We start from the raw sequence: 26,645 nt of genomic DNA, 5'->3' as shown, positions 1-26,645 counted from the left end.
CTGTTCAGCATGTCCGACCGCCTGTCGTCGCCCTTCCTCGAAGCCCTGCGCTCGCGCGTTCTGGTGGCCGACGGCGCGATGGGCACCGCCCTGCAGGCCCACGACCTCAGCCTGGCCGATTTCGACGGTCTCGAAGGCTGCAACGAGATCCTCAACGTCACCCGGCCGGACGTGGTCCGCTCGGTGCACCGGGGCTACCTGGAGGCGGGCGCGGACGCCGTCGAAACGAACACTTTCGGGGCCAATTTCGCCAACTTCGCCGAGTACGACATCACCGGGCGGATCTTCGAGCTCGCCGAGGCCGGCGCCCGGCTGGCCCGCGAGACCGCCGACGAGTTCGCGACGCCGGACCGCCCGCGGTTCGTGCTCGGCTCGGTCGGGCCCGGCACGAAGCTCCCCACGCTCGGCCACGCCCCGTTCACCACGCTGCGTGACGCCTACCAGGAGGAAGTCCGCGGCCTGCTGGCCGGCGGTGCCGATGCGGTGATCGTCGAGACCACCCAGGACATCCTCCAGACGAAGGCGTCGATCATCGGCGCGAAGCGGGCGATGGCCGCCGAGGGCCGCTTCGTGCCGATCCTCGCTTCGATCACCGTCGAAACGACCGGCACGATGCTGCTCGGCACCGAGGTCGGCGCGGCGCTGGCCGCCTTGGAGCCGCTCGGCATCGATGTCATCGGGCTCAACTGCGCCACCGGCCCGGCCGAGATGAGCGAGCACCTGCGGCAGCTGGCCAAGCACGCGCGGGTGCCGCTGTCGGTGATGCCCAATGCCGGCCTGCCCGAGTTGGGTCCCGACGGCGCGGTGTACCCGCTCGGCCCGGAAGCGCTGGTCGAGGCGCTGACCGGGTTCGTGCGCGAGTTCGGCGTCGGCCTGGTCGGGGGCTGCTGCGGCACGACCGACGAGCACATCCGGCAGCTCGCCGCCGCGGTCGCGGACACGCCGCCGGTCCCGCGACGGCCGCGGCCCGAGCCGGGTGTGTCGTCGCTCTACCAGGCGGTGCCGTTCAAGCAGGACGCCAGCGTGCTGATGATCGGCGAGCGGACCAACGCCAACGGCTCGAAGGCCTTCCGCACCGCGATGCTCGAGGGCCGCTGGGACGACTGCGTCGAGATCGCCCGCGAGCAGACCCGCGACGGCGCCCACCTGCTCGACCTCTGCGTCGACTACGTCGGCCGCGACGGCACCGCGGACATGGCCGAGCTGGCCGGGCGCCTGGCCACCGCCTCGACGTTGCCGATCATGCTCGACTCCACCGAGGTCCCGGTGCTGCGGGCGGCCCTGCAGCGGCTCGGCGGCCGGTGCGCGGTCAACTCGGTCAACTACGAGGACGGCGACGGCCCGGAGTCCCGGTTCGCCCAGGTCATGGAACTGGTCAGCGAGTACGGCGCCGCCGTCGTCGCCCTGACGATCGACGAAGAGGGCCAGGCGCGCACGGCGCAGAAGAAGGCCGACATCGCGACCCGGCTCATCGAGGACATCACCGGCAACTGGGGGCTGCGCACCTCCGACGTCATCATCGACGCGCTGACCTTCACCATCGCCACCGGCCAGGAGGAGTCGCGCCGCGACGGCATCGAAACGATCGAAGCCATCCGCGAGATCAAGCGACGGCACCCCGAGGTGCAGACCACGCTCGGCCTGTCGAACATCTCCTTCGGCCTCAACCCGGCCGCGCGGCAGGTGCTCAACTCGGTGTTCCTGCACGAGTGCGTCCAAGCCGGGCTCGACACCGCCATCGTGCACGCGTCGAAGATCCTGCCGATGGCCCGCATCCCGGACGACCAGCGAGCCATCGCCCTGGACCTGATCCACGACCGCCGCCGCGAAGGCTACGACCCGCTGCAGGAACTGATGGCCCTGTTCGAGGGCGTCAGCGCGGCGTCGTCGAAGGCGTCGCGCGCCGAGGAGCTGGCCGCGTTGCCGCTGTTCGAGCGCCTGGAACGCCGGATCGTCGACGGCGAGCGCACCGGCCTCACCGACGACCTCGACGCGGCGCTGGAGCAGCGGCCCGCGCTGGAGATCATCAACGACACGTTGCTGTCCGGCATGAAGACGGTCGGCGAGCTGTTCGGCTCCGGGCAGATGCAGCTGCCGTTCGTGCTGCAGTCCGCCGAGGTGATGAAGGCCGCCGTCGCCCACCTCGAGCCGCACATGGAGACCGGCGACGACTCCGGCAAGGGCCGGATCGTGCTGGCCACCGTGCGCGGCGACGTGCACGACATCGGCAAGAACCTCGTCGACATCATCCTCTCCAACAACGGCTACGAGGTCGTCAACCTCGGCATCAAGCAGCCGATCACGACCATCCTGGACGCGGCCGAGGAGCACGGCGCCGACGCGATCGGGATGTCCGGGCTGCTGGTCAAGTCGACCGTGATCATGAAGGAGAACCTCCAGGAGATGAACTCCCGGGGCGTCTGGGCCCGCTGGCCGGTGCTGCTCGGCGGCGCGGCGCTGACCCGGTCCTACGTGGAGAACGACCTGAGCGAGCTCTACCTCGGCGACGTCCGCTACGCGCGGGACGCCTTCGAAGGCTTGCGGCTGATGGACGCGCTCATGGCCGCCAAGCGCGGGGAATCCACCCTGGTGGACGCCGACGCGGAGAAGAAGCGTCAGGAGCGCAAGGAACGCCGCGAACGCTCGCTGCGGATCGCCGAGGCGCGCAAAGCCCGCAAGGCCGACGAGGAAGCCCTCGAAGGGCCGCCGCCCGCGCGCTCGGACGTCGCCACCGACGTCCCGCTGCCGGTCCCGCCGTTCTGGGGTTCGCGGGTGGTCAAGGGCATCGCGCTCGCCGACTACGCCGCCATGCTCGACGAGCGGGCGACGTTCATGGGGCAGTGGGGGCTCAAGGGCGCCCGCGGCGGCGCCGGGCCGACGTACGACGAACTGGTGGAGTCCGAAGGCCGGCCGCGGCTGCGGTACTGGCTCGACCGGCTGACCGCCGACGGCGTCCTGGCCCACGCGGCCGTCGTCTACGGCTACTTCCCGTGCGTCGCCGAGGGCGACGACCTCGTCGTGCTCACCGAGCCGTCCCTCGACGCGCCGGAGCGGGTGCGTTTCACCTTCCCTCGCCAGCGCCGCGACCGGCGGCTCTGCCTGGCGGACTTCTACCGGCCCCGCGAGGCCGGGGAAGTGGACGTCGTGCCGTTCACCGTGGTCACCATGGGCCAGCCGATCGCGGACTACGCGAACGAGCTGTTCGCCGCCGACGCCTACCGCGACTACCTGGAGGTCCACGGCCTCGGCGTCCAGCTCACCGAGGCGCTGGCCGAGTACTGGCACTGCCGCATCCGGGGCGAGCTGACCTTCCCCGGCGGTGTGGCGGTCGCCTCAGAGGACCCCGACGACGTCGAGGACTTCTTCAAGCTCGGCTACCGTGGGGCGAGGTTCTCCCTGGGCTATGGCGCCTGTCCCGACCTCGAAGACCGGGCGAAGATCGTCGCCCTCCTCGAACCGGGCCGGATCGGCGTGAAGCTGTCCGAGGAGTACCAGCTGCACCCCGAGCAGTCGACCGACGCGATCGTCTGCCACCACCCGGAAGCGAAGTACTTCAACACCTGATCCTGGGAGGATCCACTGTGCCGAATGCCGTCTCCGCGGGAAAGAGTGCGTCGACGGTGGACGGTCTCGACGCCGTGTTGTGGGACATGGACGGCACGCTCGTCGATTCCGAGAAGCTGTGGGACGTCGCCCTCTACGAGACGGCGGAATGGCTCGGCGGCAAGCTTTCCGAGCAGCAGCGGATGACGCTCGTCGGGTCCAACATGGACGATACTTCCGCGTACCTCCTCGAGGTCGTCGGCCTTCCGGTCACGCCGGAGGCGATCGCCTCGACCGGCGCGGAGATCCGCCGCCGCACGGCCGGTCTGTTCGACGACGAGCTGCCGTGGCGCCCCGGCGCCCGCGAGGCACTGACGGCGGTGCGCGAAGCGGGCCTGCGGTCGGCCCTGGTCACCTCCACCGAGCGCGTCCTGACCGAGCTGGCGCTGAACACGATCGGCCGCGACTTCTTCGACGTCACCGTGTGCGGCGACGAGGTCGAAGGTCTGAACAAGCCGCTCCCGCGCCCGTACCTCAAGGCGGCCGAGCTGCTCGGTGTCGACCCGGCACGCTGTGTCGCGGTGGAGGACTCGCCGCCGGGCACCGCCTCCGCCGTCGCGGCGGGCTGCACGGTCCTGGTGATCCCCAACGATGTCCCGGTCGACGCCGGGGAGCGGCGCGTGTTCCGCGACTCGCTCGTGGGCATCGACGTACCGGCGCTGGCGGCCCTGCTCGGCTGAACACCACCATGTCGCTTTTCCGCTAGCCCGGGGTGCGTCGGGTCCGCGATGCTGACGGGGTGCATGAGGACTTCGAACGGTGCGTGCGGGCCGTGCAGGCGAAGGACGCCCGGTTCGACGGGTGGTTCTACACCGCCGTCCTGACGACGAAGATCTACTGCCGGCCCAGCTGCCCGGTGGTCCCGCCCAAGCCGCGGAACATGAGTTTTTACCCGAGCGCCGCGGCCGCCCAGCAGGCCGGGTTCCGGGCCTGCAAGCGCTGCCGCCCGGACGCGAGCCCCGGCTCGCCGCTGTGGAACGAGCGTGCCGACCTGGTCGCCCGGGCGATGCGGCTGATCGCCGACGGCGTCGTCGACACCGAAGGCGTCCGCGGCCTCGCCGCCCGCCTCGGCTACAGCGTCCGGCAGGTCGAACGGCAGGTCTTCGCCGAACTCGGCGCCGGCCCGCTGGCTCTGGCCCGGGCCCAGCGCGCGCAGACCGCGCGCACCCTGATCGAGACGACCACGCTGCCGATGACCGAGCTGGCCCTGGCCGCCGGGTTCGGCAGCATCCGGACGTTCAACGACACCGTCCGCGAGGTGTTCGCCCTGTCGCCGACCGAGCTGCGCAGCCGCGCGAAGGGCACGCCGCAGGCCGCGGCCGGAGCCCTCGTGCTGCGGCTGCCCTACCGGAAGCCGCTGTGCCCGGACAACCTCTTCGGGCACCTGGTGGCGACCGGCGTGCCGGGCGTGGAGGAGTGGCGGGACGGCGCCTACCGGCGGACGCTGCGGTTGCCCCACGGCCACGGCGTCGTCGCGCTGCGGCCCGAAGACGGCCACATCGCCTGCCGGCTCACCCTGGCCGATCTGCGGGACCTGCCCGCCGCCACCAGCCGGTGCCGCCGGCTGCTCGACCTCGACGCCGACCCGGTCGCCGTCGACGACCAGCTCGCCACCGACCCGCTGCTCGCGCCGCTGGTCGCGGCCGCGCCCGGCCGCCGGGTCCCGCGCACGGCCGACGGCGCCGAGTTCGCCGTGCGGGCCGTGCTGGGCCAGCAGGTCTCGACGGCGGCGGCGCGGACCCACGCGGCGCGGCTCGTGGTCGCGCACGGCGAACCGGTCGACGACCCCGAAGGCGGCCTGACCCACCTGTTCCCCTCGCCGGAGGCGCTCGCTTCGCTGGACCCCGAAACCCTGGCCATGCCGCGCAGCCGCCGTCGCACACTGCTCGGGCTGGTCTCGGCGTTGGCCGACGGCCTGGACCTCAGCGCGGGCAGCGACTGGGAAGCGGCCCGGGCCGCGCTGGGCGCGTTGCCCGGCTTCGGGCCGTGGACGGTCGAGAGCATCGCGATGCGCGCTCTCGGCGACCCGGACGCGTTCCTCCCGACCGATCTCGGCATCAAGTACGCGGCGGAAATGCTGGGCCTCGGCGGCCCGGCCGCCGTCGTGGCCCGGTCCGCGGCGTGGCGCCCCTGGCGCGCCTACGCCACCCAGCACCTGTGGGCCACCGGAGACCACGCGATCAACCGGATGCCCGCGGCATGAAACCGACAGGAGACCCCATGCGCACCCACGCCGTCGTCGACAGCCCGTGCGGCCCGTTGACGCTGGTCGCCGAGGGCGCCGCGCTCTGCGGCCTCTACATGGTCGACCAGCGCCACCGGCCGGACGAGCTGACCTTCGGCTCGCACGATCCCGGCGCGGAAATCTTCGACCGCGCCGAAACCGAGCTGAAGGAGTACTTCGCCGGGCAGCGCCGCGAGTTCGAGGTGCCGCTGGCCTTCGTGGGTACGCCGTTCCAGCAGACGGTGTGGGCCCAGCTGCGCAAGATCCCGTACGGCACGACCATTTCCTACGGGCAGCTGGCGGACCGGCTGGGCAACCCCGCGGCGTCGCGGGCCGTCGGCCTGGCCAACGGCAAGAACCCGATCGGCATCATCGTCCCGTGCCACCGGGTGGTCGGCTCCACCGGCTCGCTCACCGGCTACGGCGGCGGACTCGAGCGCAAGCGGTACCTGCTGGACTTCGAGCAGGGCGCACTGTTCTGATCCCAGCGCTGTTCTGATCCCAGTGGATGGGAATCGGTGTCCACGGCAGTGTGAGATGGGCAGCACCCGCGGCGGGGCGGGGCGGCGCCGCGGGGTCCGGGATGGAAGGATTCCGGACCGTGAAGACCTTCGATGAGCTGTTCGCGGAGCTTGCCGAGCGCGCGCGTACCCGTCCCGACGGGTCCGGCACCGTCGTCGCCCTCGACGCCGGGGTGCACGCCCAGGGCAAGAAGGTGCTCGAGGAAGCCGGCGAGGTGTGGATCGCCGCCGAGCACGAGTCCGACGAGCGCCTCGCCGAGGAGATCTCCCAGCTGCTGTACCGGGTGCAGGTGCTGATGCTCGGCCGCGGCCTGTCGACCGAGGACGTCTACCGCTACCTGTGACGGGGTTTCGTGCGGTGCTGGATCGTGCGAAGAACGAGGAGAAGAGCGAAATGCTGCGTGTTGCCGTGCCGAACAAGGGAGCCCTCGCCGCCGCGGCGACGGAGATGCTCGGCGAAGCGGGCTACCGCAAGCGGCATGAGCAGCGCGACCTGACCGTGCTCGACCCGGTGAACGAGGTCGAGTTCTTCTTCCTGCGGCCCAAGGACATCGCCATCTACGTCGGCTCCGGCGAGCTCGACCTCGGCATCACCGGCCGCGACCTCGCGCTCGATTCCGGCGCGCCGGTCGAGGAGGTCCAGGCGCTCGGCTTCGGCGGCTCGACGTTCCGCTACGCCGCCCCGGCGGGCCGGGACTGGAAGCCGGCCGACCTGCACGGCAAGCGGCTGGCGACGTCGTACCCGCGGCTGGTCCGCGACGACCTCGCCCGCCACGGCGTCGAGGCCGAGGTGATCCGCCTCGACGGCGCGGTGGAGATCTCGATCCAGCTCGGCGTGGCGGACGCGATCGCGGACGTCGTCGAGTCGGGCCGGTCGCTGCGGCAGAACAACCTGGTGGCGTTCGGCGACCCGATCTGCGTGTCGGAAGCCGTGCTGCTGCGGCGCCGGGGCACCGAGGAGAGCAAGGCGAAGTCGCAGCTGGCCGCGCGCCTGCGCGGGGTCGTGTTCGCGCAGCAGTACATGATGCTCGACTACGACTGCCCGCGGACGCTGGTGGAGCGCGCGATCGCGATCACGCCGGGCCTGGAGTCGCCGACGGTCGCGCCGCTGGCCGACGACGACTGGGTGGCCGTGCGGGCGATGGTGTCGCGCAAGAAGGTCAACCTCGTCATGGACGAGCTCGCCGAGGTGGGCGCGAAGGCGATCCTGGCGTCGGACATCCGCTCCTGCCGCCTCTGACCAGCCGGCCACAGCCCCCCACCGCATGCAGTGAATGACTCATTCCTGGCGTCCGACGCCAGGAATGAGTCATTCACTGCAGTTCAGCGGGGGCGGTTCGGCTTCTTCGGCAGCAGGTCGTAGAGGCCCTTGCGGGCGCCGTTGTCGTTGACGTTGCGGGCCACCGCGACCTCCGAGATGAAGTCCTCGAAGACGAACTCCTCGTCGGCCGGGACCACCGCCGGCGCGGCGTTCTGCTCCAGGTAGCTGTCGAGCGTTTCGGCGATCTCGCGGAAGGACAGCGCCTGCAACGTCTCCGGCGCGTACGTCGTCACCGGGACGCCGTGCGCCGCCGCCTCGTTCATCACCACGCCCAGCGGCAGGTGCGAGAGCATCGGGATGCCGAAGTCGTACATCTCCTGCAGCGCCGCGGCCGCGTAGTGCGAGATCGGCCGCCGGTACAGGCTCGGCACCAGGCCGAACCACGACAGCGGCTGCCGCCCGACGGTCTGCTCGACGTACCGGACCTGATCGGCCAGCAGCCGCAGCGCGCGGATGCTGGTCTTGTCCGGCTGGACCGGCACCAGGATGCCGTGCGACGCCGCCAGCGCGTTGTTCGTCAGCACGTCCAGCGCGGGCGGGCAGTCGATGACGCAGTGGTCGTAGTTGGCGAACTGGATGACCCGCGCGAGCTGCCAGCCGGGCACGCGGAAGGAGTCGAGCCGCCGGATCAGGTCGAACATCCCCGGTGACGTCGGCACGACGTCGAGCGCGCCACCCTTGCCGAGATTGCTGCGCGGGTGCGGCACGACGAGGTCCTCGATCGGACCCTTCCACGTCTTGGCCAGCGCCTTCGCCAGGCTCGGCCGGTCCGCGGGCACCTCGGACAACCCGAGCATCTCGGTCGTCGCGTGGCCCTGCGGGTCGAGGTCGACCAGGAGCACCCGGCGGCCCATCTCAGCCAGTGCGGCTGCGGTGCCGACGCTCAGTGAGGTCTTGCCGACCCCGCCTTTCTGGTTGACCACCGAGGTGATCTGCATGCCGGAGCGCTCCTCAAGTCGGTCGTTCCGCGAAGGTTATTGGATGCGGGCCCGTTGTGGGTGGCTATCCGCCCCCGGCCTGTCGCGGCCGGACCATCAGCGCCTGTGCGCCGGTGGCCACCGGGCCGTCGCCGTCGTGCAGGATGCTGGTCGCCGTGCCGATGCCGTGCCTGCCGACCAGCGTGACCGCGTCGAGGCCGATCCACTCGCCGGCCGGCGTCCGCCGCAGGTGCACGGTGAGCTCGGAGTTGATGAACCACCACTGCCGCGGGTCGAGGTAGTTGGACACGCCGTTGCCGGAGTCGGCGACGGCGAACAGCCGCTGCAGGCCGCTCGGTTCCTCGCCGTCGACCAGCGGGACGCGCTGGCGGGCCCACACGGCCGCCGGGCCGGGCACGTCCATGGCGCCGCGCACCGCGCGCCACTCGACCGCGTCGAGGTAGCCGCCCTGCCAGCCCTCCGGCCACGACGACTCTTCGACGCTGCCGGCGCCGGGCAGCAGCGGGCCGGCGTCGGTGCCCACCTCCGCGGTGTCGGACGTCGCGATGCGCCACGCCGACGCCCGCGCGACGACGCGCTCGGCGCTCGCCAGCTCGGCCTGCAGGAGCTCGACCGACCGGCCGGGCCGCTCGATCCGGGCCCGCACGGTGAGTTCGGCGACCGGTGCCGGGCCGAGGATCTCGACGGTCACGCGGGCGAGCTCGGCCGGATGCGCGGATTCGACGGATTCGAGGGCCCGGACGAGCAACGCCGACGGCGGGCCGAAGTGCTGGGCGTCCGGGGTCCACGGCCCGGCCGTGTGCCCGGTCGCGGAGAACCGGTCGCCGCCGAGCGGGACGTAGAAGGCGTCGGCCATCAGTCGGCCCGGTCCAGCGGTGTCTCGTCGCCCGCGTCGGGCTCCGGCCAGCCGGGGTATGCGGGCGGGGTGCCGCCGTACTCGGGGCAGTGCGCCTGGTGGTCGCACCAGTTGCACAGCTTGCTCTTGTTCGCCCGGAAGTCGCCGGTCTTGCCCGCCTTGAGGATGGCCTGCCAGATGGCTTCCAGCGTGCGTTCGAAGCGCAGCAGCTCGGCTTCGTCGGGGGTGTAGGCGAGGGACTGGCCATCGGTGAGGTACATGAGTTTGAGCTGGCGCGGCACGATCCCGCGCAGCCGCCAGAGGACCACGGCGTAGAACTTCATCTGGAACATCGCCTTGGCCTCGCCGATCTCGCGCGGCGCGGCACCGGTCTTGTAGTCCACCACCCGGATCTCGCCGGTCGGCGCGACGTCGAGCCGGTCGATGTAGCCGCGCAGCAGGACACCGGAGCCGAGCTCGATCTCGACGTGCAGCTCGCAGGCCTCGGGTTCCAGCCGCCGCGGGTCTTCCAGTTCGAAGTAGGCGTCCAGCAGTTTCTCCGCCGACCGCAGCCAGTCCGCGTGGTCGTCGGGCTTTTCGCCGTCGAACAGTTCGGTCCACTCCGGACGGTCCGCGGAGAGGTCCGTCCACGCCGGGCCGAGCAGCTCCCTCGCCTGCGCCGGAACGCGCTCGGCGGCGGGCAGCGCGAACAGCCGTTCCAGCACCGAGTGGACGAGCGTGCCCCGCAGCTGGGCCTTGGTCGGGACCTCCGGCAGCCGGTCGACCGCGCGGAACCGGTAGAGCAGCGGGCACTGCTTGAAGTCGCTGGCCCGTGACGGCGACAACGCGGGGCGCCGCCGCACCTCGGTGGCGACGGCGGAGGCTGGGGTGTCGGTGGTGACGGTGTCGGCGTCGGGCATGGGCAGAGCGTAACGCCGGGGTCCGACAGTTCCGGCGACCGCAACGCCCGCCACCGCGACAGACCGGACCGGACGACACGCGTACCCCGGCGGACGACACGCGTACGGGATCGGACGACACGGCCGCCCGTCGCCGTGTCGTCCATTCAGGTACGCGTGTCGTCCGGTTGTGTACGCGTGTCGTCCGGTTGCGACACCGGTGGGGGCCGGATCACCCGGTACCCACACCCGGGGCTCTAGGCTCTGCGCATGGCCGCGACCAGTGAGCAGGGCACCGGGGGTACCCGGCAGGCCGTCCGCTCGGACGGCGGCCTCGTGCTGTTCCGGGTCGCCGGGGTGCCGGTGCTGCTCGCGCCGTCCTGGTGGGTCGGCTCTTTGGTCGTCGTCGTGCTCTACGCGCCGCTGGTCGGGCGGCTGCTCCCGGACGCTTCGGCCACGACGTCGTGGCTGCTGGCCGGCGCGTTCGCGCTGCTGCTAGGCCTGTCCGTGCTCGCGCACGAGCTCGGGCACTGCCTGGTCGCGCTGCGGCTGGGAATCCCGGTGCGGCGGCTGCGGCTCTTTCTCCTCGGCGGCCTGTCCGAAGTGGCCCGCACCCCGAAACGCCCGGGTGACGAAGGCCTGGTCGCCGCCGCCGGTCCCGCCGTGTCGCTGCTGCTCGGCGGCTTCTGCGGGCTGCTGATGTTCGCCGTGCCCCCGGACGGCGCGGTCTGGCTCCTGGTGGCCGAATGCGCGGTGGCGAACCTCGCCGTCGGCGTGTTCAACCTGCTGCCCGGACTGCCCCTCGACGGCGGCCGGCTGGTCCGTGCCGGCGTCTGGGCGGTCACCGGCACCCGGGCCAAGGGCACGCGCGCGGCGGTCGCCGGCGGCGCGGTCGTGGCCGCGGGGCTGCTGGTCTGGGCCTTGTGGGGCCTGGCGACCGCGAGCCCCGACCGCTGGCTGCGGCTGGGCGTCTGCGTCGTGACGGCGTGGTTCGTGGTCCTCGGCGCCCGCTCCGAGCTGGCCGCCGAAGCCCGCCGCACGTGGCCGGAAGGCCTGGTCCTCGACGAGCTGGTCCGGCCGGTGCTGCAGCTGCCCGCCGAAAGCCCGGTGTCGGACGCGCTGGCCGCGTCGGCCGGCCGGGGCGTGGTCCTGGTCCGCGCCGACGGCGTGGCGGCCGGGCTCCTGGACGTCGGCGCGGCGGAGCGGCTCGCGAGCTCCTCGCCGCACGCCCCGGCCGAGTTCGCGGCCGAACCGATCCGGGCCGAGACCGTGCTGCTCGCGTCGGAGCCGGGGGAGGACGTCGTCGAGCGGGTCCGCGAGACCGCGGCGTGGCAGTTCCTCGTGGTCGACGACGAGGGCCGCCCGGCGGGCGTGCTGCGCCGGGACGACCTGCGGGCCGCCCTGAACCGCCGTACCCGCTGAGCCCCCGGCCCGCGCGGCCTGCGAAGATCTGGCGTCGGCCAAACGGGTTACCAGCCGGCCAAAAGCAGGCCGGCCCCCCGAGCGGGAAGCCACTTTCGCCACGAAAGCCATCCGGCCGTGACTGTGGTCGGATGGGTAACGAACAACGCAGTACAGCAGGAGGAAGTGTTGTCGGTCAGCGGACCGTTTCGCGCGGGTGATCGGGTGCAGTTGACCGACTCGAAGGGGCGGCACTACACCCTGACGCTGGCCGCCGGTGGTGAGTACCACACCCACCGCGGCGGCTTGGCCCACGACGACCTGATCGGCCGTCCCGAAGGGTCGGTGGTCACGTCCGCGGGCGGGTCGACCTACCTCGCGCTGCGCCCCCTGCTGCCGGACTACGTGCTTTCGATGCCCCGCGGCGCGCAGGTGATCTACCCGAAGGACGCGGCGCAGATCGTGATGTGGGGCGACATCTTCCCCGGCGCGCGCGTGCTCGAGGCGGGTGCCGGGTCCGGCGCGCTGACGTGCTCGCTGCTGCGCGCGGTCGGCCCGGCCGGGCAGGTGCACTCCTACGAGATCCGCGACGACCACGCCGAACACGCCGAGCGGAACGTGGTGAAGTTCTTCGGCGAGAAACCGGCCAACTGGTCGCTCACGGTGGCCGACCTGGCTTCGCACGAGGGCGAGGTCGACCGCGTCGTGCTGGACATGCTGGCGCCGTGGGACCAGCTGCCGAACGTGGCCGCCCACCTCGTGCCGGGTGGGGTGCTGACGGTCTACGTCGCGACGGTGACGCAGCTTTCGCGCGTCACGGAGTCGCTGCGCGAGCAGCAGTGCTGGACCGAGCCCGAGTCGTGGGAGACGCTGATGCGCCCGTGGCACGTGGTGGGGCTGGCGGTCCGCCCGGACCACCGGATGGTGGCGCACACGGCCTTCCTGCTCACGGCGCGCCGGCTGGCGGACGGCACCGTGTCCCCGCGGGTCTCGCGGCGCCCCAGCAAGGGCAAAGGCTGAGGGCAGTGCCGCCGCGCCGCAAGGCCGGGTTCGCGGTGCCCGCGGTCGTGGTCGCCGTCCTGGTGGTGCTTTGCGTGGGCTTCGCGCCGTCCTGGCTCGTCGGCAACGCACCCGGGCTGGGCGCGGCGGACCGGCTGAAGGCCGTGAACGACGTCCGCGCCACCCTGCTGCAGGCGCTCGGCGGTCTGCTGGCGCTGGCCGGGGTCGGGCTGGGCGCCGTCCTGACGTCGCGGCAGCTGCTGCTCAACCGCGAGAGCCGGTCCATCGACCTGTTCACCAAGGCGATCGACCAGCTCGGTGCCGAGCAGGAGCCGACGCGGCAGGGCGCGGTCTACGCGCTGGAGCAACTGGCGGACCTCGACGCGCGGTACCGCGGGCACATCCACGCGCTGCTCACGTCCTTCATCTGCTCCCGGGCGCCGTGGGAGCCGGGGACGCCGCGTCGCGAAGGCGGTCCGGCCGGCGACGTCGCGGCCGCGATCGGCGCGCTGCGCCGCGGCGGGATGATCGAACCGGGCGCGGCGTCCGAGCTGGAACGGGTCGACCTGCGGGACGCCGACCTGACCGGCCTCGCGATCCCCGGGGTCTGTTTCGTGGGGGCGAACCTGGAGGGCGCGGTGTTGCGGAACGCGACCCTGACCGGCGCGACCCTGACCGGCGCGCTCCTGCGGGACGCGGATCTGCGCGGGGCCGACCTCACCACGGCCGACCTGGCGGATGCGGACCTGACCGGAGCCCTCGCCGACGCGGCCACCCGCTGGCCCGAGGGGTTCACGCCGCGCGGCACGCTCCGGCGGACGCAGCCCTGACCGGCGCCGGGTGGGTTAGCCCGGTACGCACCAGCGGCCGTTCTCCTTGTGCAGCGGAAAGGGCGTGTCCTTGGTGCCGCCCGCCGCTTCGACGTGCACCTTCGCCGTCGCGGACTCGCCGCGCAGCTCCGGGGGTGCGGCCAGCTTCGCCGTGACCGGGCCGGCCGCGTCCCACGTTCGCTGGAGGCCGGCCAGCGCCTCGGCGGTCTGCGGGCGGCACGTGAGCTTGCCGAACGCCGCCGAGTCGTGGCGGGTGATCGCGTCGACGATCGCGCGGGCCAGGACCGCCACCGCCGCGGTGTCGGCCTCGTCGGGGGCCGGGGACGGGGCCGACGGGCGGGCCGGCGGCGACGGCTTGTCCGACGCCGGAGGTGGGGAGCCGGCCGGGGCGACGAGCAGCAGCCCGAGCACGACGCCCGCCCCGGCCACGCCGAGCAGCACGAGCCCGGCGGCCAACGCGCGGTTCACCGCCGCCGGGTGCTCACGAGCCGTCCGCGTGGACGTTCGACAGGCACCAGAGCCCGGATTCCTTCTGCGCCGACATCGTGCCGACCTTGGTCTTGCTGCCGTCGGTGGCCGAGTAGCGGACGGTGGCCTTGTCGCCGGTCTCCTCCGGGGTGCCGGTCAGCTTCACCGTGACCTTCGGGATCTCGCCCGTGGTGCCCTCGTAGACGCTGCGGCAGATGGTGTCGCCGAGGGCCTTCTCGTCGCCCGCGTTGTAGGCCGCGAGGGTCGAGTCGAACAGCTCCTGGGAGCTGGCCTTGCCACCGGGCGCCGGGCCGCCGCCCGCGGGCTTGGTGCTCTTCGTCGTCGGGCTGGTCGGTGCGGTGCTCTTGGGCTTCGGGGTGGACGCCTTCGGCGCCGTCGTCGGAGCCGCCGAGCTGCTGGCCGCGGGCGGTGCGGCGGTCTTCTGGTCGTCGCCGTTCAGGAGGACGAACGCGGTCACGCCGCCGCCGACGAGCACCACCGCGGCCGCCGCGATGCCGACGATCAGGCCGGTCTTCTTCTTGGGCGGGGGCGCTTCGCCGAAGCCGCCGCCGTACGGGTCGTGGCCGAAGGACTGCGGCGGCTGGCCCCACTGGTCCTGCTGGCCGTACGGCGGGTAGCCCGGCTGGGCCTGAGGGCCCGTCTGCGGCGGGTAACCACCCTGGCCGGGCTGGTCGTACGGCCCCGGCTGCCCGTACTGCTGGGTGCCGCCCTCGTACCCGCCGGGCTGGCCGTACTGCTGAGTGCCGCCGTCATAGCCGCCGGGCTGGCCGTACTGCTGCGTGCCGTCGTACGGGCCGGGCCGGCCGAACTGCTGGGTGCCGCCGTAGCCGGGCTGGGGCTGGGGACCGCTCTGGGGGTAACCGCCGCCCTGCTGCGGCTGGCCGTACGGCCCGGGCTGCTGCCCGTAACCGTCGGGCTGCTGGCCGTAGCCGCCCGGGTGCTGCGGCGGGTAGGTCATGACTGGTGCCCCCTAGCGTTCCTTCGATAGCGCCCGGCCATCGGGGCCGGCACGGCGTCGCCCGATGCTAGCCACCGGGCTGTCCCGCCGCGCGGTTAGGGCGGAACTGGCCGGAATTGCCCGGATCCCGGGCGGGGTTGGCGCTCTCGCGGGCGGGGTACTCCCGACGTGCTTGCTTCCTCTCGGCCCGGACGGACCCGTCACACGCCTGCGCCACGGCACCGAAATGGCCTCTTGCGCTGCGGGAATGTCCGTGCTGGGGGTGGCAGGCAAACCGCGACGCGCCGATCTTGTGATGCGGAAAGGCCTTTTCTTGTCGGTGATCGCCGGTACCGTGGAATGAAAAGCACTCCGAGGAGGTGCCCGATGCATCATGACCTTCCCGGAGGTCGGCGCGAGGAGGCCGACCCTTCAGCAACATCCGGAGCTGGGACGACGGCGGACGAGCAGGCTCGGCAGATCCGTTTTCTCGAGGAAGAAGTGGCGCTGCTGCGCCGCAAACTGACGGACTCGCCACGGCAGAACCGTGTTCTCGAACAGCGGCTCGCCGAGGCCTCGGAAAGGGTGAGCCAGCTCACCGAACGCAACACGAAACTGGTCGAAACCCTGCGCGAAGCGCGAGGACAGCTCCTCGCCCTCCGCGAGGAGGTCGACCGGCTGGCCCAGCCACCGTCCGGGTACGGCGTCTTCGTCGAGGCGTACGAGGACAACACGGTGGACGTCTTCACGGCCGGCCGGAAGATGCGGGTGTCGGTGTCGCCCGCGGTCGAGCTCTCTTTGTTGCGACGCGGCCAGGCGCTGCGGCTCAACGAGGCGCTCACCGTGGTCGAGGCCGGCGGCTTCGAACGCACCGGCGAGGTGTGCGCGTTGCGTGAGGTGCTCGCCGCCGACGTCGAGGGCGGCAGCCTTCGCGCGCTGGTGGTCGGGCACGCGGACGAAGAGCGGGTGGTCCTGCTCTCCGACCTGCTGGCCGAGCAGCCGCTCAAGCCGGGCGACTCGCTGCTGGTCGACTCCAAGGCCGGCTACGCGTACGAGCGCGTGCCGAAGGCGGAGGTCGAAGACCTGGTGCTGGAGGAGGTGCCCGACGTCCGCTACGAGGACATCGGCGGCCTCACCCGGCAGATCGAGCAGATCAGGGACGCGGTCGAGCTGCCGTTCCTGCACGCCGACCTGTACCAGGAGTACCAGCTGCGTCCGCCCAAGGGCGTCCTGCTCTACGGCCCGCCGGGCTGCGGCAAGACGCTCATCGCCAAGGCGGTGGCGAACTCGCTGGCCAAGAAGGTGGCGGCGGCGCGGGGCGACAACGAGGACGGGAAGTCCTACTTCCTGAACATCAAGGGTCCCGAGCTGCTCAACAAGTTCGTCGGGGAGACCGAGCGGCACATCCGCCTGATCTTCCAGCGGGCGCGGGAGAAGGCCTCCGAGGGCACCCCGGTGATCGTGTTCTTCGACGAGATGGACTCGATCTTCCGGACCCGTGGGTCGGGCGTGTCGTCCGACGTCGAGACCACGATCGTGCCGCAGCTGCTGTCGGAGATCGACGGTGTCGAAGGCCTGGAGAACGTCATCGTCATCGGCGCCTCCAACCGCGAAGACATGATCGACCCGGCGATCCTGCGGCCGGGCCGGCTCGACGTCAAGATCAAGATCGAGCGTCCGGACGCCGAAGGCGCGAAGGACATCTTCTCCAAGTACCTGGCCGAAGGCCTGCCGATCCACGCCGACGACCTCGCCGAGTTCGGCGGGGACCCGAAGGCGACGTTCGACGCGATGATCCAGCACACCGTCGAGCGGATGTACGAGGAGAGCGACGAGAACCGGTTCCTCGAGGTGACCTACGCCAACGGGGACAAGGAAGTCCTGTACTTCCGCGACTTCAACTCGGGCGCGATGATCCAGAACATCGTGGACCGGGCGAAGAAGTCGGCGATCAAGTCGGTGCTGGAGACCAAGCAGCCGGGTCTCCGCGTGCAGCACCTGCTCGACGCGATCGTCGACGAGTTCGCGGAGAACGAGGACCTGCCCAACACCACCAACCCGGACGACTGGGCCCGGATCTCCGGCAAGAAGGGCGAGCGGATCGTCTACATCCGCACGCTCGTCACCGGCAAGAACCAGGACTCGGGGCGGGCGATCGACACCGCCACGAACACCGGTCAGTACCTGTAGGGGTTCGAACGCACGATGGGGCGGCCGCTTCGGCGACCGCCCCGGCGGTCGAGGCGGGTGGGGTCTGCTTGCGGAAAGCGCAAGCCGACCTCGCCCGCGTCGTGTCGTTTGGGGGTGCAACCCCCAAACCCCGCCCGGGGGGCAAGCCCCCGGACCCCCGGTGTGGTCACTTCACGTCGGCGAGTTCGGCTTCGGCCGGGGTTGCGCGGCGCAGGCGCAACTTTCCGTGGGCCGCCAGGATTCCGGCGATCACCAGCAGCGCCCCGGCCGGCTGGTTCCAGCTCACCGGCTCGCCCAGCACCAGCACGCCGAGCAGCACTCCGACCACCGGCGTCAGGTACGTCACCGCCGAGGCGTTGGCGGCGCCCCAGGCCGCGATGATCCGGGTGTTCCAGACATACGCGAGGCCCGTGCCGAAGACGCCGAGCGCCACCATGCTCCCCACCACGGGCAGGCTCAGGTGCACCGGCGTCACCGCGATCACCGGGGTCAGCAGGCCCAGGATCACCGTCGCCGACGCCGTCTGCCCGAACGCGACGACCACCGGATCCGTCCCACGGGGTGAGAGGAACCGGCGCATGTAGACGAAACACGCGCCGTAACACGTCGTCGCGCCGAGGCAGGCGAGCTGGGCCGTCAGCTGGTGCGACACGTCGATGCCGTGCCACACCCCGACGATCGTGAGCACGCCGGCGAACCCGAGCAGCAGGCCGAGCACCCGCGGCGGCGTGAACCGCTCCTCCGGCAGTGCCGCGGCCGCCAGCAGCATCGTGACCAGCGGCGTCGTCGCGTTGAAGATGCTGGCCAAGCCGGACGGGATGTACTGTTCCGCCCACGAGAACAGCAGGAACGGCACCACGCACAACAGCACCGACACGACCGCGAGGTGCCCCCACAGCACCGGGTCGCGGGGGAGCGGCCGCCGGCGCACCACCAGCACGGCCGCCAGCGCCAACGCCCCCAGCGCGACCCGGGCCAGCGCGACCTGGCCGGGGGAGAGTCCGCCGAGACCCACCTTGATGAACAGGAAACTCGCACCCCACACCACCGCCAGCAGTGCGAACCGCACCGTGACCCCGAACTCCACCCGTCGCATGGGCGCAGTCAATCCGGCGAACAGCCCCGAAGCCAGCGGTTTTCCGACCTCACGGTGTGTATAACGACCTATACTGCCGGGTATAGGATGCACTCCATGGTGGGGAGAACCGGACGGCGGTGGCAGGAAGCCGTCATCCACGTCGCGAACCGGGTCACCGGACCGCCGCTGCCGGAGGACCTGGACGTCACGATCCACTTCCACCCGGAACGGCTGGTGGGGGCGGTGCCGCTGCTGCGGCACTGGCTGGCCGACGGTGTCTACCGCTCCCAGTTCGAGACCGGCACGGGCAACGGCGGCCTGACCGCGCACCCCGGCGGGGCCCGGTGGCACTGGGAGCACCGGATGTTCGGTGGCGTCTACGACGAGCTGCCGCCGTCGCTGCGGCCGAAGTACGGCTCGCTCAACCACCGCCGCCGCCCGGCAGGCGGTTCGGTCCGGTTCGGTTCGGCGCACTTCCGGCTCAAGCGGGAAGTGCTGGGACGCACGACGTTCTGCTACCCGGACAGCTTCCACGAGCCAGCGCACTTCGGCACGGCCGCGCACATGCCGCTGATCCCGCTGGTCGAGGCGGACGCTCCCGACGAGCTCGACGACTACATCGAAGCCCACGTCCACGGCCCGCTGCGGCTGCCGGACGACGTCGCGGCCCTGGTACTGGACCCGTCCTTCCGCGGCACCGACGTCGAGGCGGCGGCCGCCGGCTTCCGGTTCCCGACGTACTGGCACCACGGGTTCCGGCTCCCGGTGGCGGAGCTCGCCGAGCACGCGGACTACCGTGGCGAGGACGCCGTGCGGGCCGGCGAAGACATCGCCGAGGACGGGTGGCTGGACGCCCGCGTCATCGGCGACGCCGTCCGCGCCGGCCGGCACGACCCCCAGGTGCTCAAGCGCGTGTGGCACTGCACCGCGCGGTTCGGCCTACGCGGGTAGCAGCGCCTCGGCCAGCCGCCGCCAGTGCGGCATGGCCGAGGTGCCCGGCTCGACCCCGATGACCTGGACGCCGACGTGGTCGGCGCCCGCGTCGAGGTGCCTGCCCAGCTTCGCGGTGATCGTCTCGAGGTCGCCCCAGAACACGAGGTCGTCGACGAGGCGATCGCTGCCACGGCCGCCGTCGAGGTCCGCCGGCGCGTAACCGAGCCGCCGGAACTTGGCGACGTTGTACTCCGAGGTGAGGTAGACGTGCAGGTGGGCGCGGGCGATCTCCCGCGCCTTGACCGGGTCGGTTTCGAAGAGCACGGCGTGCTCGACGCCGAGGAACGGGCCGGCGCCGAGGATCTCCCGCGCCTGGGCCGTGTGCTCCGGGGTCACGTGGTAGGTGTGCGCGCCCGCCGACCGGTCCCGGGCCAGTGCCAGCATCTTCGGGCCGTACGCCGCGAGCAGCCGGCGCATCGGGGCGCGCGGGGCGGGGTTGACGTCCGTGTCGACGTCCAGCGCGTCGAGGTAGTCGTTCATCGCCCGAAGCGGCTTCGCGCCGGGCTTTCCGGCGCCGAAGCCGAGGCCCAGCAGGTGGCGGTCCGGGTACGCGTCCGCCAGCAGCAGGGCCGCGCCGCGGGTCCACTGCGGCTCGCGCGACCAGATCTGCGCGATGCCGTTGACGACGGTGAGGCGTTCGGTGGCCGAGAGCAGGAACCCGGCGTGCGTCAGGGCTTCCCGCCCCTCACTCTCCGGGATCCAGACCGCCGGCCAGCCGAGTTCTTCCAGTTCCCGCACCGAATCCCGGATCAGGCCGGCCGGCTGGTCCTCGAAGTCGAACGTCCAGATCCCGTAGCGGCCGAGCCGCGTGTTCCCGATCGTGCTCATGGATCGAAGTATCGCAGATTATCGATATGAACGACCAGTCAGGCGGCGAACCGGGGGAGGGGAGCGGTCAGAGAGAGCGGCCGAGGGTGGCGACGAGCTCGGCGATCCGGGCTTCGTCCCGCTTGTAGTGCGTCCACTTGCCGACGCGGGTCGCGCGCACCAGCCCGGCGCGCTGCAGCAGCGCCATGTACGCCGACACGGTCGACTGCGCGAGCCCCAGCTTCTCCTGGATGTGGCTCACGCACACACCGACCTCGACCGGGTCGGCGATCGCCCGGTCCACCGGGAAGTGCCGCTCGGGATCCCGCAGCCACCGCAGCACCTGCAGCCGCACCGGGTTCGCGAGCGCCTTGAACACGTCGAGCAACTGCTCGACCTCGACCTGGGATCCGGTGCGCGTCATCATGGTGTCGCTACCAGTATATCGGCGTATAACGACCTATACTCACCGGCGTGACGGAAGAAACCCGGCCCCGCGCGCCCATCACCGAAACCGCCGTCCTGGCCTGGCTGGAGACGACGGCCGCCGCCGTCGAGGCGGGGGAGGTGAGCGCCCAGGAACTCATCGACATGCTCGGCGAGCTGCGCCGCGCGTCCGCGGCCTGCGCCGACGCCTCGGACTGGCTGCTGCTCGCGGCCCGTGAAGGCGGCGCCAGCCTGCGGCAGATCGCCCCCGTTTTCGGCAAGGGCTACGTCCGGGCCCCGGCCGCGCGCCTGGAGAAGCTCCACCGCCAAGCCCAGACCGCGGGTCAGTGGCTGGCCATCCTGCGGCACAAGCAGACCGCATGAGCGTCGACCGCATCGCCCTCGGCCTGGCGGCGCTCGGCCGTCCGGCGTACATCAACCTGGGGCGGGAGGGGGCGCTGCCGCCGGTGCGGGACGTCGCTTCGATGCGCGCGGCGACGTTCGCGGTGCTCGACGACGCCTACGCCGCGGGCGTCCGGCACGTCGACGTCGCCCGCTCCTACGGGCGCTCCGAGGAGTTCCTGGCCGGCTGGCTCGCCGAGCGCGGGCACCCGGGCGTCGAGATCTCGAGCAAATGGGGCTACGCCTACGTCGGACAGTGGCGGCTCGACGCCGACGTGCACGAGGCGAAGGAGCACTCGGCGGCGCGATTCGCCACGCAGTGGGCGGAAACCCTGGCGCTGCTGGGGGATCGGGTCGGCCTCTACCAGGTGCATTCGCTCACTGTGGACAGTCCGCTCTTCGCCGACGAGCCGTTGCTCGAAGCCCTCGCGGAGCTGTCCGCGAACGGGGTCGCGGTCGGGTTTTCGACGTCCGGGCCGGCCCAGGCGGACGCGATCGAGCGGGCGTTCGCGCTGGAAGTGGCCGGGCGGCCGGTGTTCTCGGCGGTGCAGTCGACGTGGAACGTCCTCGAGCCGTCCGCCGGGCCGGCCCTGGCTGCGGCGCACGCCGCCGGGAACCGGGTGCTGGTCAAGGAAACCCTGGCCAACGGGCGGCTGGCGGTCGAAGCCCCGGCCGCGGTCCGGGAGATCGCCGCCGCGCACGGGACCGGGCCGGACGCGGTCGCGGTGGCCGCGGTGCTGGCGAACCACTGGGCGGACCGGGCGGTCATCGGCCCGGCGAGCCCGGCGCAGCTCGCGGCGAACCTGCAGGCCACGGCGGTGGACCTGACCGCGGCCGAACGGGATGCGCTGGCCGCGCTCGCCGAGGAGCCCGGGGCGTACTGGCGACACCGGTCCTCGTTGGAGTGGGACTGAGGGGCTGCATTACCCTTCGCAGGCACGCCACGGACGACGGGAGGCCGGAGCAGGTGCGTCATCGGCAGGTGGTCGCGTTGGCCGCGGTCGCGTTGGTCGGCCTCACGGGCTGCGACGGGCCCGACCCGGACAACCTCGAGACGTACTACGACGATCCGGTCCCCACGTCTTCGACCACTCCGGCACCCACGGAAACCCCGGTGAGCCCCGCGAAGGCGGCGGCGCCGGCGACGACGGCGGCACCCGATCCGGGCGTGGACGCGGCGCAGGCGTTGCTGTCCGACGCCGACGTCGCCGGAGAAGGCGTCCAGCCGGGCTCGGGTGGGGCCGCGGGGTGCCTGGCGGACGGCCCGTCGGCGGGCAGCCGGACCGCGACCTGGCGCTATGCCAGCGGGTCGGTGCTGAGCCACCGCGTCGTGGTGTTCCCGGACCGATCAGCCGCCCGGGCCGTCGCGGAAAACGAGTGCGCGGGCAAGACGGTGAGTGTCCCGGTCCAATCCGGGGTCGAGCGGCAGCAGGCCTGGTGCGACGGCAAGACCTGCACGGTCTTGCTGGCCAAGGGAACGCTGGTGTCCGAGCTGACCGTCTCGGCGAGCACGGAGGCCCGGGCGATCGACGCGGCGAAGCGCCTGCTGCCCGCGATGACGGCGAAGCTGGCTGCTCAGCCGTAGCGGCGGAACCATTCCTGGACGCCTTCGCGGCCGTCGGGGATGAAGGGCAGCTCCGGAGCCGGGTCGTCGACCCAGGCCCGCAGCTCGGCCAGGGTGATCCAGCGGCCTTCGACGATCTCCTCGGCCTGGTGGTGGATCGGGCCGTCCCAGCGGACTTCGAAGGCGAAGTTGTGGCAGCGGTTGCGGCCGTCGTCGTAGACCGTGGTGAACAGGGGCACGGGTTCCACTCCCTGGACACCGAGTTCCTCGGCGAGTTCGCGGCGGGCGCACTCGGCCGGGGTCTCGCCGGCGGCCACCACGCCCCCGGCCCAGCAGTCCCAGGTGGAGGGGAAGACGTCCTTCCCGGGCGTGCGGAGGTGCACGTAGACCGCGCTTCCGTCACCCGAACGGACCAGGACCACGCCGGCGGCGTGCCACAGGCCTTCGCGGCGGAGGCGGGCGCGGCGGGTGGTGCCGACCACCGAGCCGGCCTGGTCATAGAGGGCAACGAGTTCGTCACTGCCTGGCATGGGTGCATCGTTCCACTAGGACGACCCCGTAGGGTGGTGACATGCGGCGGATCATGGGAACCGAAGTCGAGTACGGCATCTCCGTGCCGGGCGACGCGACGGCGAACCCGGTACTCACCTCCACCCAGGTCGTGCTGGCCTACGCGGCGGCGGCCGACATCCCGCGCGCCCGGCGGGCGCGGTGGGACTACGAGGTGGAGAGCCCGCTGCGGGACGCGCGCGGGTTCGACCTGACCGGCCCGAGCGGCCCGGGGCACGACCCGGACGTCGAAGACCTGGGGGCGGCGAACGTCATCCTCACCAACGGGGCGCGGCTGTACGTCGATCACGCGCACCCGGAGTACTCGGCACCCGAGGTGACGAACGCGCGGGACGCGGTCATCTGGGACAAGGCCGGCGAGCGGGTGATGGAGGAAGCGGCGATGAAGGCCGCTTCCGTGCCGGGTCAGCCGCAGCTGCAGCTGTACAAGAACAACGTCGACGGCAAGGGCGCGAGCTACGGCACGCACGAGAACTACCTGTGCGCGCGGTCGACGCCGTTCACCGCCATCATCGCGGGGCTGACGCCGTTCTTCGTTTCGCGCCAGGTGGTGACCGGCTCGGGCCGGCTCGGGATCGGCCAGCAGAGCGAAGAGGCCGGGTTCCAGCTCTCCCAGCGTGCGGACTACATCGAGGTCGAGGTCGGCCTGGAGACCACGCTCAAGCGCGGGATCATCAACACCCGCGACGAGCCGCACGCGGACGCGGACAAGTACCGGCGGCTGCACGTCATCATCGGCGACGCGAACATGTCGGAGTACTCGACGTACCTGAAGGTCGGGACGACGGCGCTGGTGCTGGACCTGATCGAGTCGGGCATCCGGTTCGACGACCTGAAGCTCGACGAGCCGGTCAAAGCGGTGCACCAGATCAGCCACGACCCGACGCTGAAGACGCAGGTCGCGCTGGCCAACGGCAAGAAGTACACCGGGCTGGACCTGCAGTTCGCCTACCACGAGATCGCCTCGCAGAACCTGGAGCGCACCGGCGCCGACCAGGCCTCGAAGGAGGTCCTGCGGGTCTGGGGCGAGATCCTGGACGCCCTGGCGCGCGACCCGCAGGAGTGCGCGGACCGGCTGGACTGGCCGGCGAAGCTGCGGCTGCTGGAGGGCTACCGCCAGCGGGACAACCTGGCCTGGGGCGCGCCGCGGCTGCGGCTGGTCGACCTGCAGTATTCGGACGTGCGGCTGGCGAAGGGCCTGTACAACCGGCTCGTCACCCGCGGGTCGATGAAGCGGCTGGTCACCGAGGAGGAGGTGCTGGCCGCGGTGACGACACCCCCGTCGGACACGCGGGCCTACTTCCGGGGCCGGGCGCTGGAGAAGTACGCGACGTCGATCGCGGCGGCTTCGTGGGATTCGGTCATCTTCGACGTGGGCAAGGAGTCGTTGGTGCGGATCCCGACCCTGGAGCCGCTGCGGGGCACGAAGGCGCACGTCGGCAAGTTGCTGGACAACGCGGCGACGGCGGAGGAGCTCGTGGAGGCGCTCACCGGTTCGGACTAGGCGGGACGCACCAGCGATCGCGGCGTGACCCCGAATGTCGGGGCCGCTGGGTAGGCTAGGAAACATCAGCCACACCGGGAGGCGAGATGGCCCAGGAAAAGATCGAAAAGCACGGCGGTGGTGACTCCGACGAGGAGTTCGACGACACCGGCGCGGCGGGTCAGGAGCGGCGCGAGAAGCTCGGCGAGGACGTGGACACGATCCTCGACGAGATCGACGACGTGCTCGAAGAGAACGCCGAGGACTTCGTCCGGGCCTACGTGCAGAAGGGCGGCGAATAGCCGCTCGGGCGCACTGCGCCCTTGCCGACCGTTCAGCCGGCGGCCGGGGTTCCGCGTGGCGTCCTGCGCGCGGGGCCTCCGGCCCGCACAGATGGGATTTTTGAGCACGTATGGACAACACCAGGGGCATCTCGGGTCCCGCGCTGCCTGCGGCGTACTTCTCCTCGGCGACGTCGTCGTTTTCGGACTTCCTGCGCGTGCAGGCGCCGGAGCTGCTGCCCGAGCGGCGCGTGTCGCCGGGCGCGGCTGAGCTGGGCATCCCGCACGGGACGACGATCGTCGCGTGCACGTTCGCCAGCGGTGTGCTGATCGCGGGTGACCGGCGGGCGACGTCGGGGAACCTGATCGCGAGCCGCGACATCGAAAAGGTGCACGTCACCGACGAGTATTCGGCGGTCGGCATCGCGGGCACGGCGGGGCTGGCCGTGGAGATGGTGCGGCTGTACGCGGTCGAGCTGGCGCACTACGAGAAGATCGAGGGCGTTTCGCTGTCGCTGGACGGCAAGACGAACAAGCTGGCCGGGATGGTCAAGGCGAACCTCGAGATGGCGATGGCCGGGCTGGCGGCGATCCCGCTGTTCGTCGGGTACGACCTGGAGGCCGAGGACGCCAAGCACGCCGGGCGGATCGTGTCGTACGACGCCGCGGGCGGGCGTTACGAGGAGAACGGCGGTTACGCGGGCATCGGCTCGGGGTCGCTGTTCGCGAAGTCCGCGCTGAAGAAGCTGCACGACCCGGACGCCGACGTCGAGGGCGCGGTGCGCGTCGCAGTGGAGGCGCTGTACGACGCAGCGGACGACGACACCGCCTCGGGCGGCCCGGACCTGGTGCGCCGGATCTTCCCGAGCGTCGTGACGATCACCGCCGAGCGCGGCGCCGTGCAGCTGTCGGAGTCCGAGACGGCGGCGGTGGCCGAAGCCGTGGTGGCCGGGCGGATCGAGCGCCAGCAGCGCCGGCTGTCCTGACCGGAGCCGGACCAGTGAACGTTGGAACACCGAAAGACCTGGAGCGCACACCGTGACGATGCCGTTGTATGCCTCTCCCGAGCAGCTGATGCGGGAGCGTTCCGAGCTGGCGCGCAAGGGCATCGCGCGCGGCCGGAGCGTGGTGGTGCTGAAGTACTCGGGTGGCGTGCTGTTCGTGGCGGAGAACCCGTCGGCGACGCTGCACAAGGTCTCCGAGATCTACGACCGGATCGGCTTCGCCGCGGTCGGGCGCTACAGCGAGTTCGAAAACCTGCGCGTGGCGGGCATCCGCCACGCGGACCTGAAGGGCTACCAGTACGACCGGCGTGACGTGAGCGCCCGGGCGCTGGCGAACGCGTACGCGGCGACGCTGGGCAGCATCTTCACCGAGCAGCTCAAGCCGTTCGAGGTGGAGGTCTGCGTCGCGGAGGTCGGCGCGAGCGCGGCGGAGGACCAGCTGTACCGGCTGACCTACGACGGCTCGATCTTCGACGAGCCGCAGTACATCGTGATGGGCGGCCAGAACGAGAAGATCGCGGCCAAGCTGAAGGAGACGTTCGAGGACGGCCTGGACCTGCAGGCGGCCCTGGGCGTGGCGGTGGCGGCGCTGCGAACGCCGACCCAGCCGGCCCCATCGACGACTTCGGCGGGCTCGTCGGCTTCATCGGCGAACGCATCGGCGAACGGCAACGGCGACGCGGACCCGATCAAGCTGGAGGTGGCGGTCCTGGACCGCGACCGCCCCCGCCGCTCGTTCCGCCGCTTGACGGGCACGGCGCTGGACACGCTCCTCCCGGTCCCGGACCCCCAGGGCGAGGAGCCGGAGAGCAAGCCCGAAGGCGACTGACGACGGAAGCGGGGGGGGGGG

Annotated in this window: 27 protein-coding genes; 18 read left to right on the top strand and 9 right to left on the bottom strand. The window is 71.8% G+C overall.

Translation table 11 applies throughout. The features are described from left to right. The first annotated feature begins 9 nt into the window (after positions 1-9). The 6 genes from metH (at position 10) to hisG (ending at position 7,588) form a co-directional block, all read left to right on the top strand. The gene (gene metH / locus ISP_RS25620) at positions 10-3,564 is read left to right on the top strand and encodes a methionine synthase (RefSeq protein ID WP_013226749.1); all 3,555 of its coding nucleotides are present in this window, start codon (positions 10-12) and stop codon (positions 3,562-3,564) included. Positions 3,565-3,620: 56 nt separating this feature from the next. Further along, entirely contained in the window at positions 3,621-4,283 is a 663-nt protein-coding gene (locus ISP_RS25615; protein WP_014467175.1) for an HAD family hydrolase, read from the top strand. Between the two features lie 59 nt (positions 4,284-4,342). Then, positions 4,343-5,806, top strand: coding sequence for an AlkA N-terminal domain-containing protein (locus ISP_RS25610; RefSeq protein WP_013226747.1), 1,464 nt, complete (start codon positions 4,343-4,345; stop codon positions 5,804-5,806). 17 nt (positions 5,807-5,823) lie between these two features. Next, a complete protein-coding gene (locus ISP_RS25605) occupies positions 5,824-6,309 on the top strand; it encodes a methylated-DNA--[protein]-cysteine S-methyltransferase (protein WP_013226746.1) in 486 nt (161 codons plus the stop codon). Positions 6,310-6,428: 119 nt separating this feature from the next. After that, on the top strand, positions 6,429-6,692 hold the full coding sequence (locus ISP_RS25600) for a phosphoribosyl-ATP diphosphatase (protein ID WP_013226745.1): 264 nt from the start codon (positions 6,429-6,431) through the stop codon (positions 6,690-6,692). 50 nt (positions 6,693-6,742) lie between these two features. Then, positions 6,743-7,588 carry an ATP phosphoribosyltransferase gene (hisG, locus tag ISP_RS25595; protein ID WP_013226744.1) on the top strand — a complete coding sequence of 282 codons (846 nt, stop codon included), beginning with the start codon at positions 6,743-6,745 and terminating at the stop codon, positions 7,586-7,588. An 83-nt stretch (positions 7,589-7,671) separates the two neighbouring features. Here the strand turns inward: hisG and ISP_RS25590 are convergent, their stop codons facing one another. The 3 genes from ISP_RS25590 to ISP_RS25580 all read right to left on the bottom strand — a co-directional run bounded on the left by ISP_RS25590 (position 7,672) and on the right by ISP_RS25580 (position 10,362). Further along, on the bottom strand, positions 7,672-8,607 hold the full coding sequence (locus ISP_RS25590; RefSeq protein WP_013226743.1) for a ParA family protein: 936 nt from the start codon (positions 8,605-8,607) through the stop codon (positions 7,672-7,674). Between the two features lie 64 nt (positions 8,608-8,671). Beyond that, positions 8,672-9,463 carry a thioesterase family protein gene (locus ISP_RS25585; protein WP_013226742.1) on the bottom strand — a complete coding sequence of 264 codons (792 nt, stop codon included), beginning with the start codon at positions 9,461-9,463 and terminating at the stop codon, positions 8,672-8,674. Then, positions 9,463-10,362: a RecB family exonuclease gene (locus tag ISP_RS25580; RefSeq protein ID WP_013226741.1), complete on the bottom strand. Its 900-nt coding sequence runs from the start codon at positions 10,360-10,362 to the stop codon at positions 9,463-9,465. The genes ISP_RS25585 and ISP_RS25580 overlap by 1 nt, the downstream gene beginning before the upstream one ends. A gap of 249 nt (positions 10,363-10,611) precedes the next feature. Between ISP_RS25580 and ISP_RS25575 the strand changes: the two genes are divergently transcribed. From ISP_RS25575 to ISP_RS25565, 3 genes are all read left to right on the top strand, one after another. Next, positions 10,612-11,763, top strand: coding sequence for a site-2 protease family protein (locus ISP_RS25575; protein WP_013226740.1), 1,152 nt, complete (start codon positions 10,612-10,614; stop codon positions 11,761-11,763). A 168-nt stretch (positions 11,764-11,931) separates the two neighbouring features. Next, the gene (locus tag ISP_RS25570) at positions 11,932-12,762 is read left to right on the top strand and encodes a tRNA (adenine-N1)-methyltransferase (protein ID WP_013226739.1); all 831 of its coding nucleotides are present in this window, start codon (positions 11,932-11,934) and stop codon (positions 12,760-12,762) included. A gap of 5 nt (positions 12,763-12,767) precedes the next feature. Next, positions 12,768-13,571, top strand: coding sequence for a pentapeptide repeat-containing protein (locus tag ISP_RS25565; protein ID WP_013226738.1), 804 nt, complete (start codon positions 12,768-12,770; stop codon positions 13,569-13,571). Positions 13,572-13,586: 15 nt separating this feature from the next. Here ISP_RS25565 and ISP_RS25560 read toward each other — a convergent pair whose 3' ends face one another. Then, a complete protein-coding gene (locus tag ISP_RS25560) occupies positions 13,587-14,039 on the bottom strand; it encodes a hypothetical protein (protein ID WP_013226737.1) in 453 nt (150 codons plus the stop codon). A gap of 13 nt (positions 14,040-14,052) precedes the next feature. Continuing rightward, positions 14,053-15,018, bottom strand: coding sequence for a hypothetical protein (locus tag ISP_RS25555; protein ID WP_013226736.1), 966 nt, complete (start codon positions 15,016-15,018; stop codon positions 14,053-14,055). Positions 15,019-15,384: 366 nt separating this feature from the next. Between ISP_RS25555 and arc the strand changes: the two genes are divergently transcribed. Continuing rightward, positions 15,385-17,187: a proteasome ATPase gene (arc, locus tag ISP_RS25550; RefSeq protein WP_034284603.1), complete on the top strand. Its 1,803-nt coding sequence runs from the start codon at positions 15,385-15,387 to the stop codon at positions 17,185-17,187. 166 nt (positions 17,188-17,353) lie between these two features. Here the strand turns inward: arc and ISP_RS25545 are convergent, their stop codons facing one another. Further along, a complete protein-coding gene (locus ISP_RS25545) occupies positions 17,354-18,283 on the bottom strand; it encodes a DMT family transporter (RefSeq protein WP_013226734.1) in 930 nt (309 codons plus the stop codon). A gap of 96 nt (positions 18,284-18,379) precedes the next feature. Here ISP_RS25545 and ISP_RS25540 point away from each other — a divergent pair, with 96 nt between their 5' ends. Beyond that, positions 18,380-19,216 carry a DUF3626 domain-containing protein gene (locus ISP_RS25540; RefSeq protein WP_013226733.1) on the top strand — a complete coding sequence of 279 codons (837 nt, stop codon included), beginning with the start codon at positions 18,380-18,382 and terminating at the stop codon, positions 19,214-19,216. Here ISP_RS25540 and ISP_RS25535 read toward each other — a convergent pair. Continuing rightward, positions 19,205-20,086, bottom strand: coding sequence for a TIGR03620 family F420-dependent LLM class oxidoreductase (locus ISP_RS25535; RefSeq protein WP_013226732.1), 882 nt, complete (start codon positions 20,084-20,086; stop codon positions 19,205-19,207). The genes ISP_RS25540 and ISP_RS25535 overlap by 12 nt on opposite strands. Before the next feature lie 67 nt (positions 20,087-20,153). Then, the gene (locus ISP_RS25530; protein ID WP_013226731.1) at positions 20,154-20,492 is read right to left on the bottom strand and encodes an ArsR/SmtB family transcription factor; all 339 of its coding nucleotides are present in this window, start codon (positions 20,490-20,492) and stop codon (positions 20,154-20,156) included. A 47-nt stretch (positions 20,493-20,539) separates the two neighbouring features. Between ISP_RS25530 and ISP_RS25525 the strand changes: the two genes are divergently transcribed. The 3 genes from ISP_RS25525 (at position 20,540) to ISP_RS25515 (ending at position 22,478) form a co-directional block, all read left to right on the top strand. Then, positions 20,540-20,875 (top strand): hypothetical protein, encoded by a 336-nt coding sequence (locus ISP_RS25525; protein WP_013226730.1) that lies wholly within the window; start codon positions 20,540-20,542, stop codon positions 20,873-20,875. Then, positions 20,872-21,807, top strand: a complete 936-nt coding sequence (locus ISP_RS25520; protein WP_013226729.1) for an aldo/keto reductase — start codon at positions 20,872-20,874, stop codon at positions 21,805-21,807. The genes ISP_RS25525 and ISP_RS25520 overlap by 4 nt, the downstream gene beginning before the upstream one ends. A 68-nt stretch (positions 21,808-21,875) precedes the next feature. Beyond that, positions 21,876-22,478, top strand: a complete 603-nt coding sequence (locus ISP_RS25515; protein WP_013226728.1) for a hypothetical protein — start codon at positions 21,876-21,878, stop codon at positions 22,476-22,478. Here ISP_RS25515 and ISP_RS25510 read toward each other — a convergent pair. Beyond that, the gene (locus tag ISP_RS25510; protein ID WP_013226727.1) at positions 22,469-22,987 is read right to left on the bottom strand and encodes an NUDIX domain-containing protein; all 519 of its coding nucleotides are present in this window, start codon (positions 22,985-22,987) and stop codon (positions 22,469-22,471) included. The two genes, ISP_RS25515 and ISP_RS25510, sit on opposite strands and share 10 nt — an antisense overlap. 41 nt (positions 22,988-23,028) lie before the next feature. Between ISP_RS25510 and dop the strand changes: the two genes are divergently transcribed. The 4 genes from dop to prcA all read left to right on the top strand — a co-directional run bounded on the left by dop (position 23,029) and on the right by prcA (position 26,624). After that, entirely contained in the window at positions 23,029-24,531 is a 1,503-nt protein-coding gene (gene dop, locus ISP_RS25505; RefSeq protein WP_013226726.1) for a depupylase/deamidase Dop, read from the top strand. 86 nt (positions 24,532-24,617) lie between these two features. Then, a complete protein-coding gene (locus ISP_RS25500) occupies positions 24,618-24,812 on the top strand; it encodes a ubiquitin-like protein Pup (protein ID WP_013226725.1) in 195 nt (64 codons plus the stop codon). A gap of 110 nt (positions 24,813-24,922) precedes the next feature. Further along, on the top strand, positions 24,923-25,777 hold the full coding sequence (gene prcB, locus ISP_RS25495; RefSeq protein WP_013226724.1) for a proteasome subunit beta: 855 nt from the start codon (positions 24,923-24,925) through the stop codon (positions 25,775-25,777). Between the two features lie 52 nt (positions 25,778-25,829). Continuing rightward, entirely contained in the window at positions 25,830-26,624 is a 795-nt protein-coding gene (gene prcA, locus ISP_RS25490) for a proteasome subunit alpha (RefSeq protein ID WP_013226723.1), read from the top strand. Positions 26,625-26,645: the final 21 nt, after the last annotated feature.

The sequence above is a fragment of the Amycolatopsis mediterranei genome (assembly GCF_026017845.1).
GTDB lineage: Bacteria > Actinomycetota > Actinomycetes > Mycobacteriales > Pseudonocardiaceae > Amycolatopsis > Amycolatopsis mediterranei.
The sequence above is the reverse complement of the archived record's forward strand: the minus strand, read 5'-3'. Positions and strand labels throughout refer to the sequence as shown.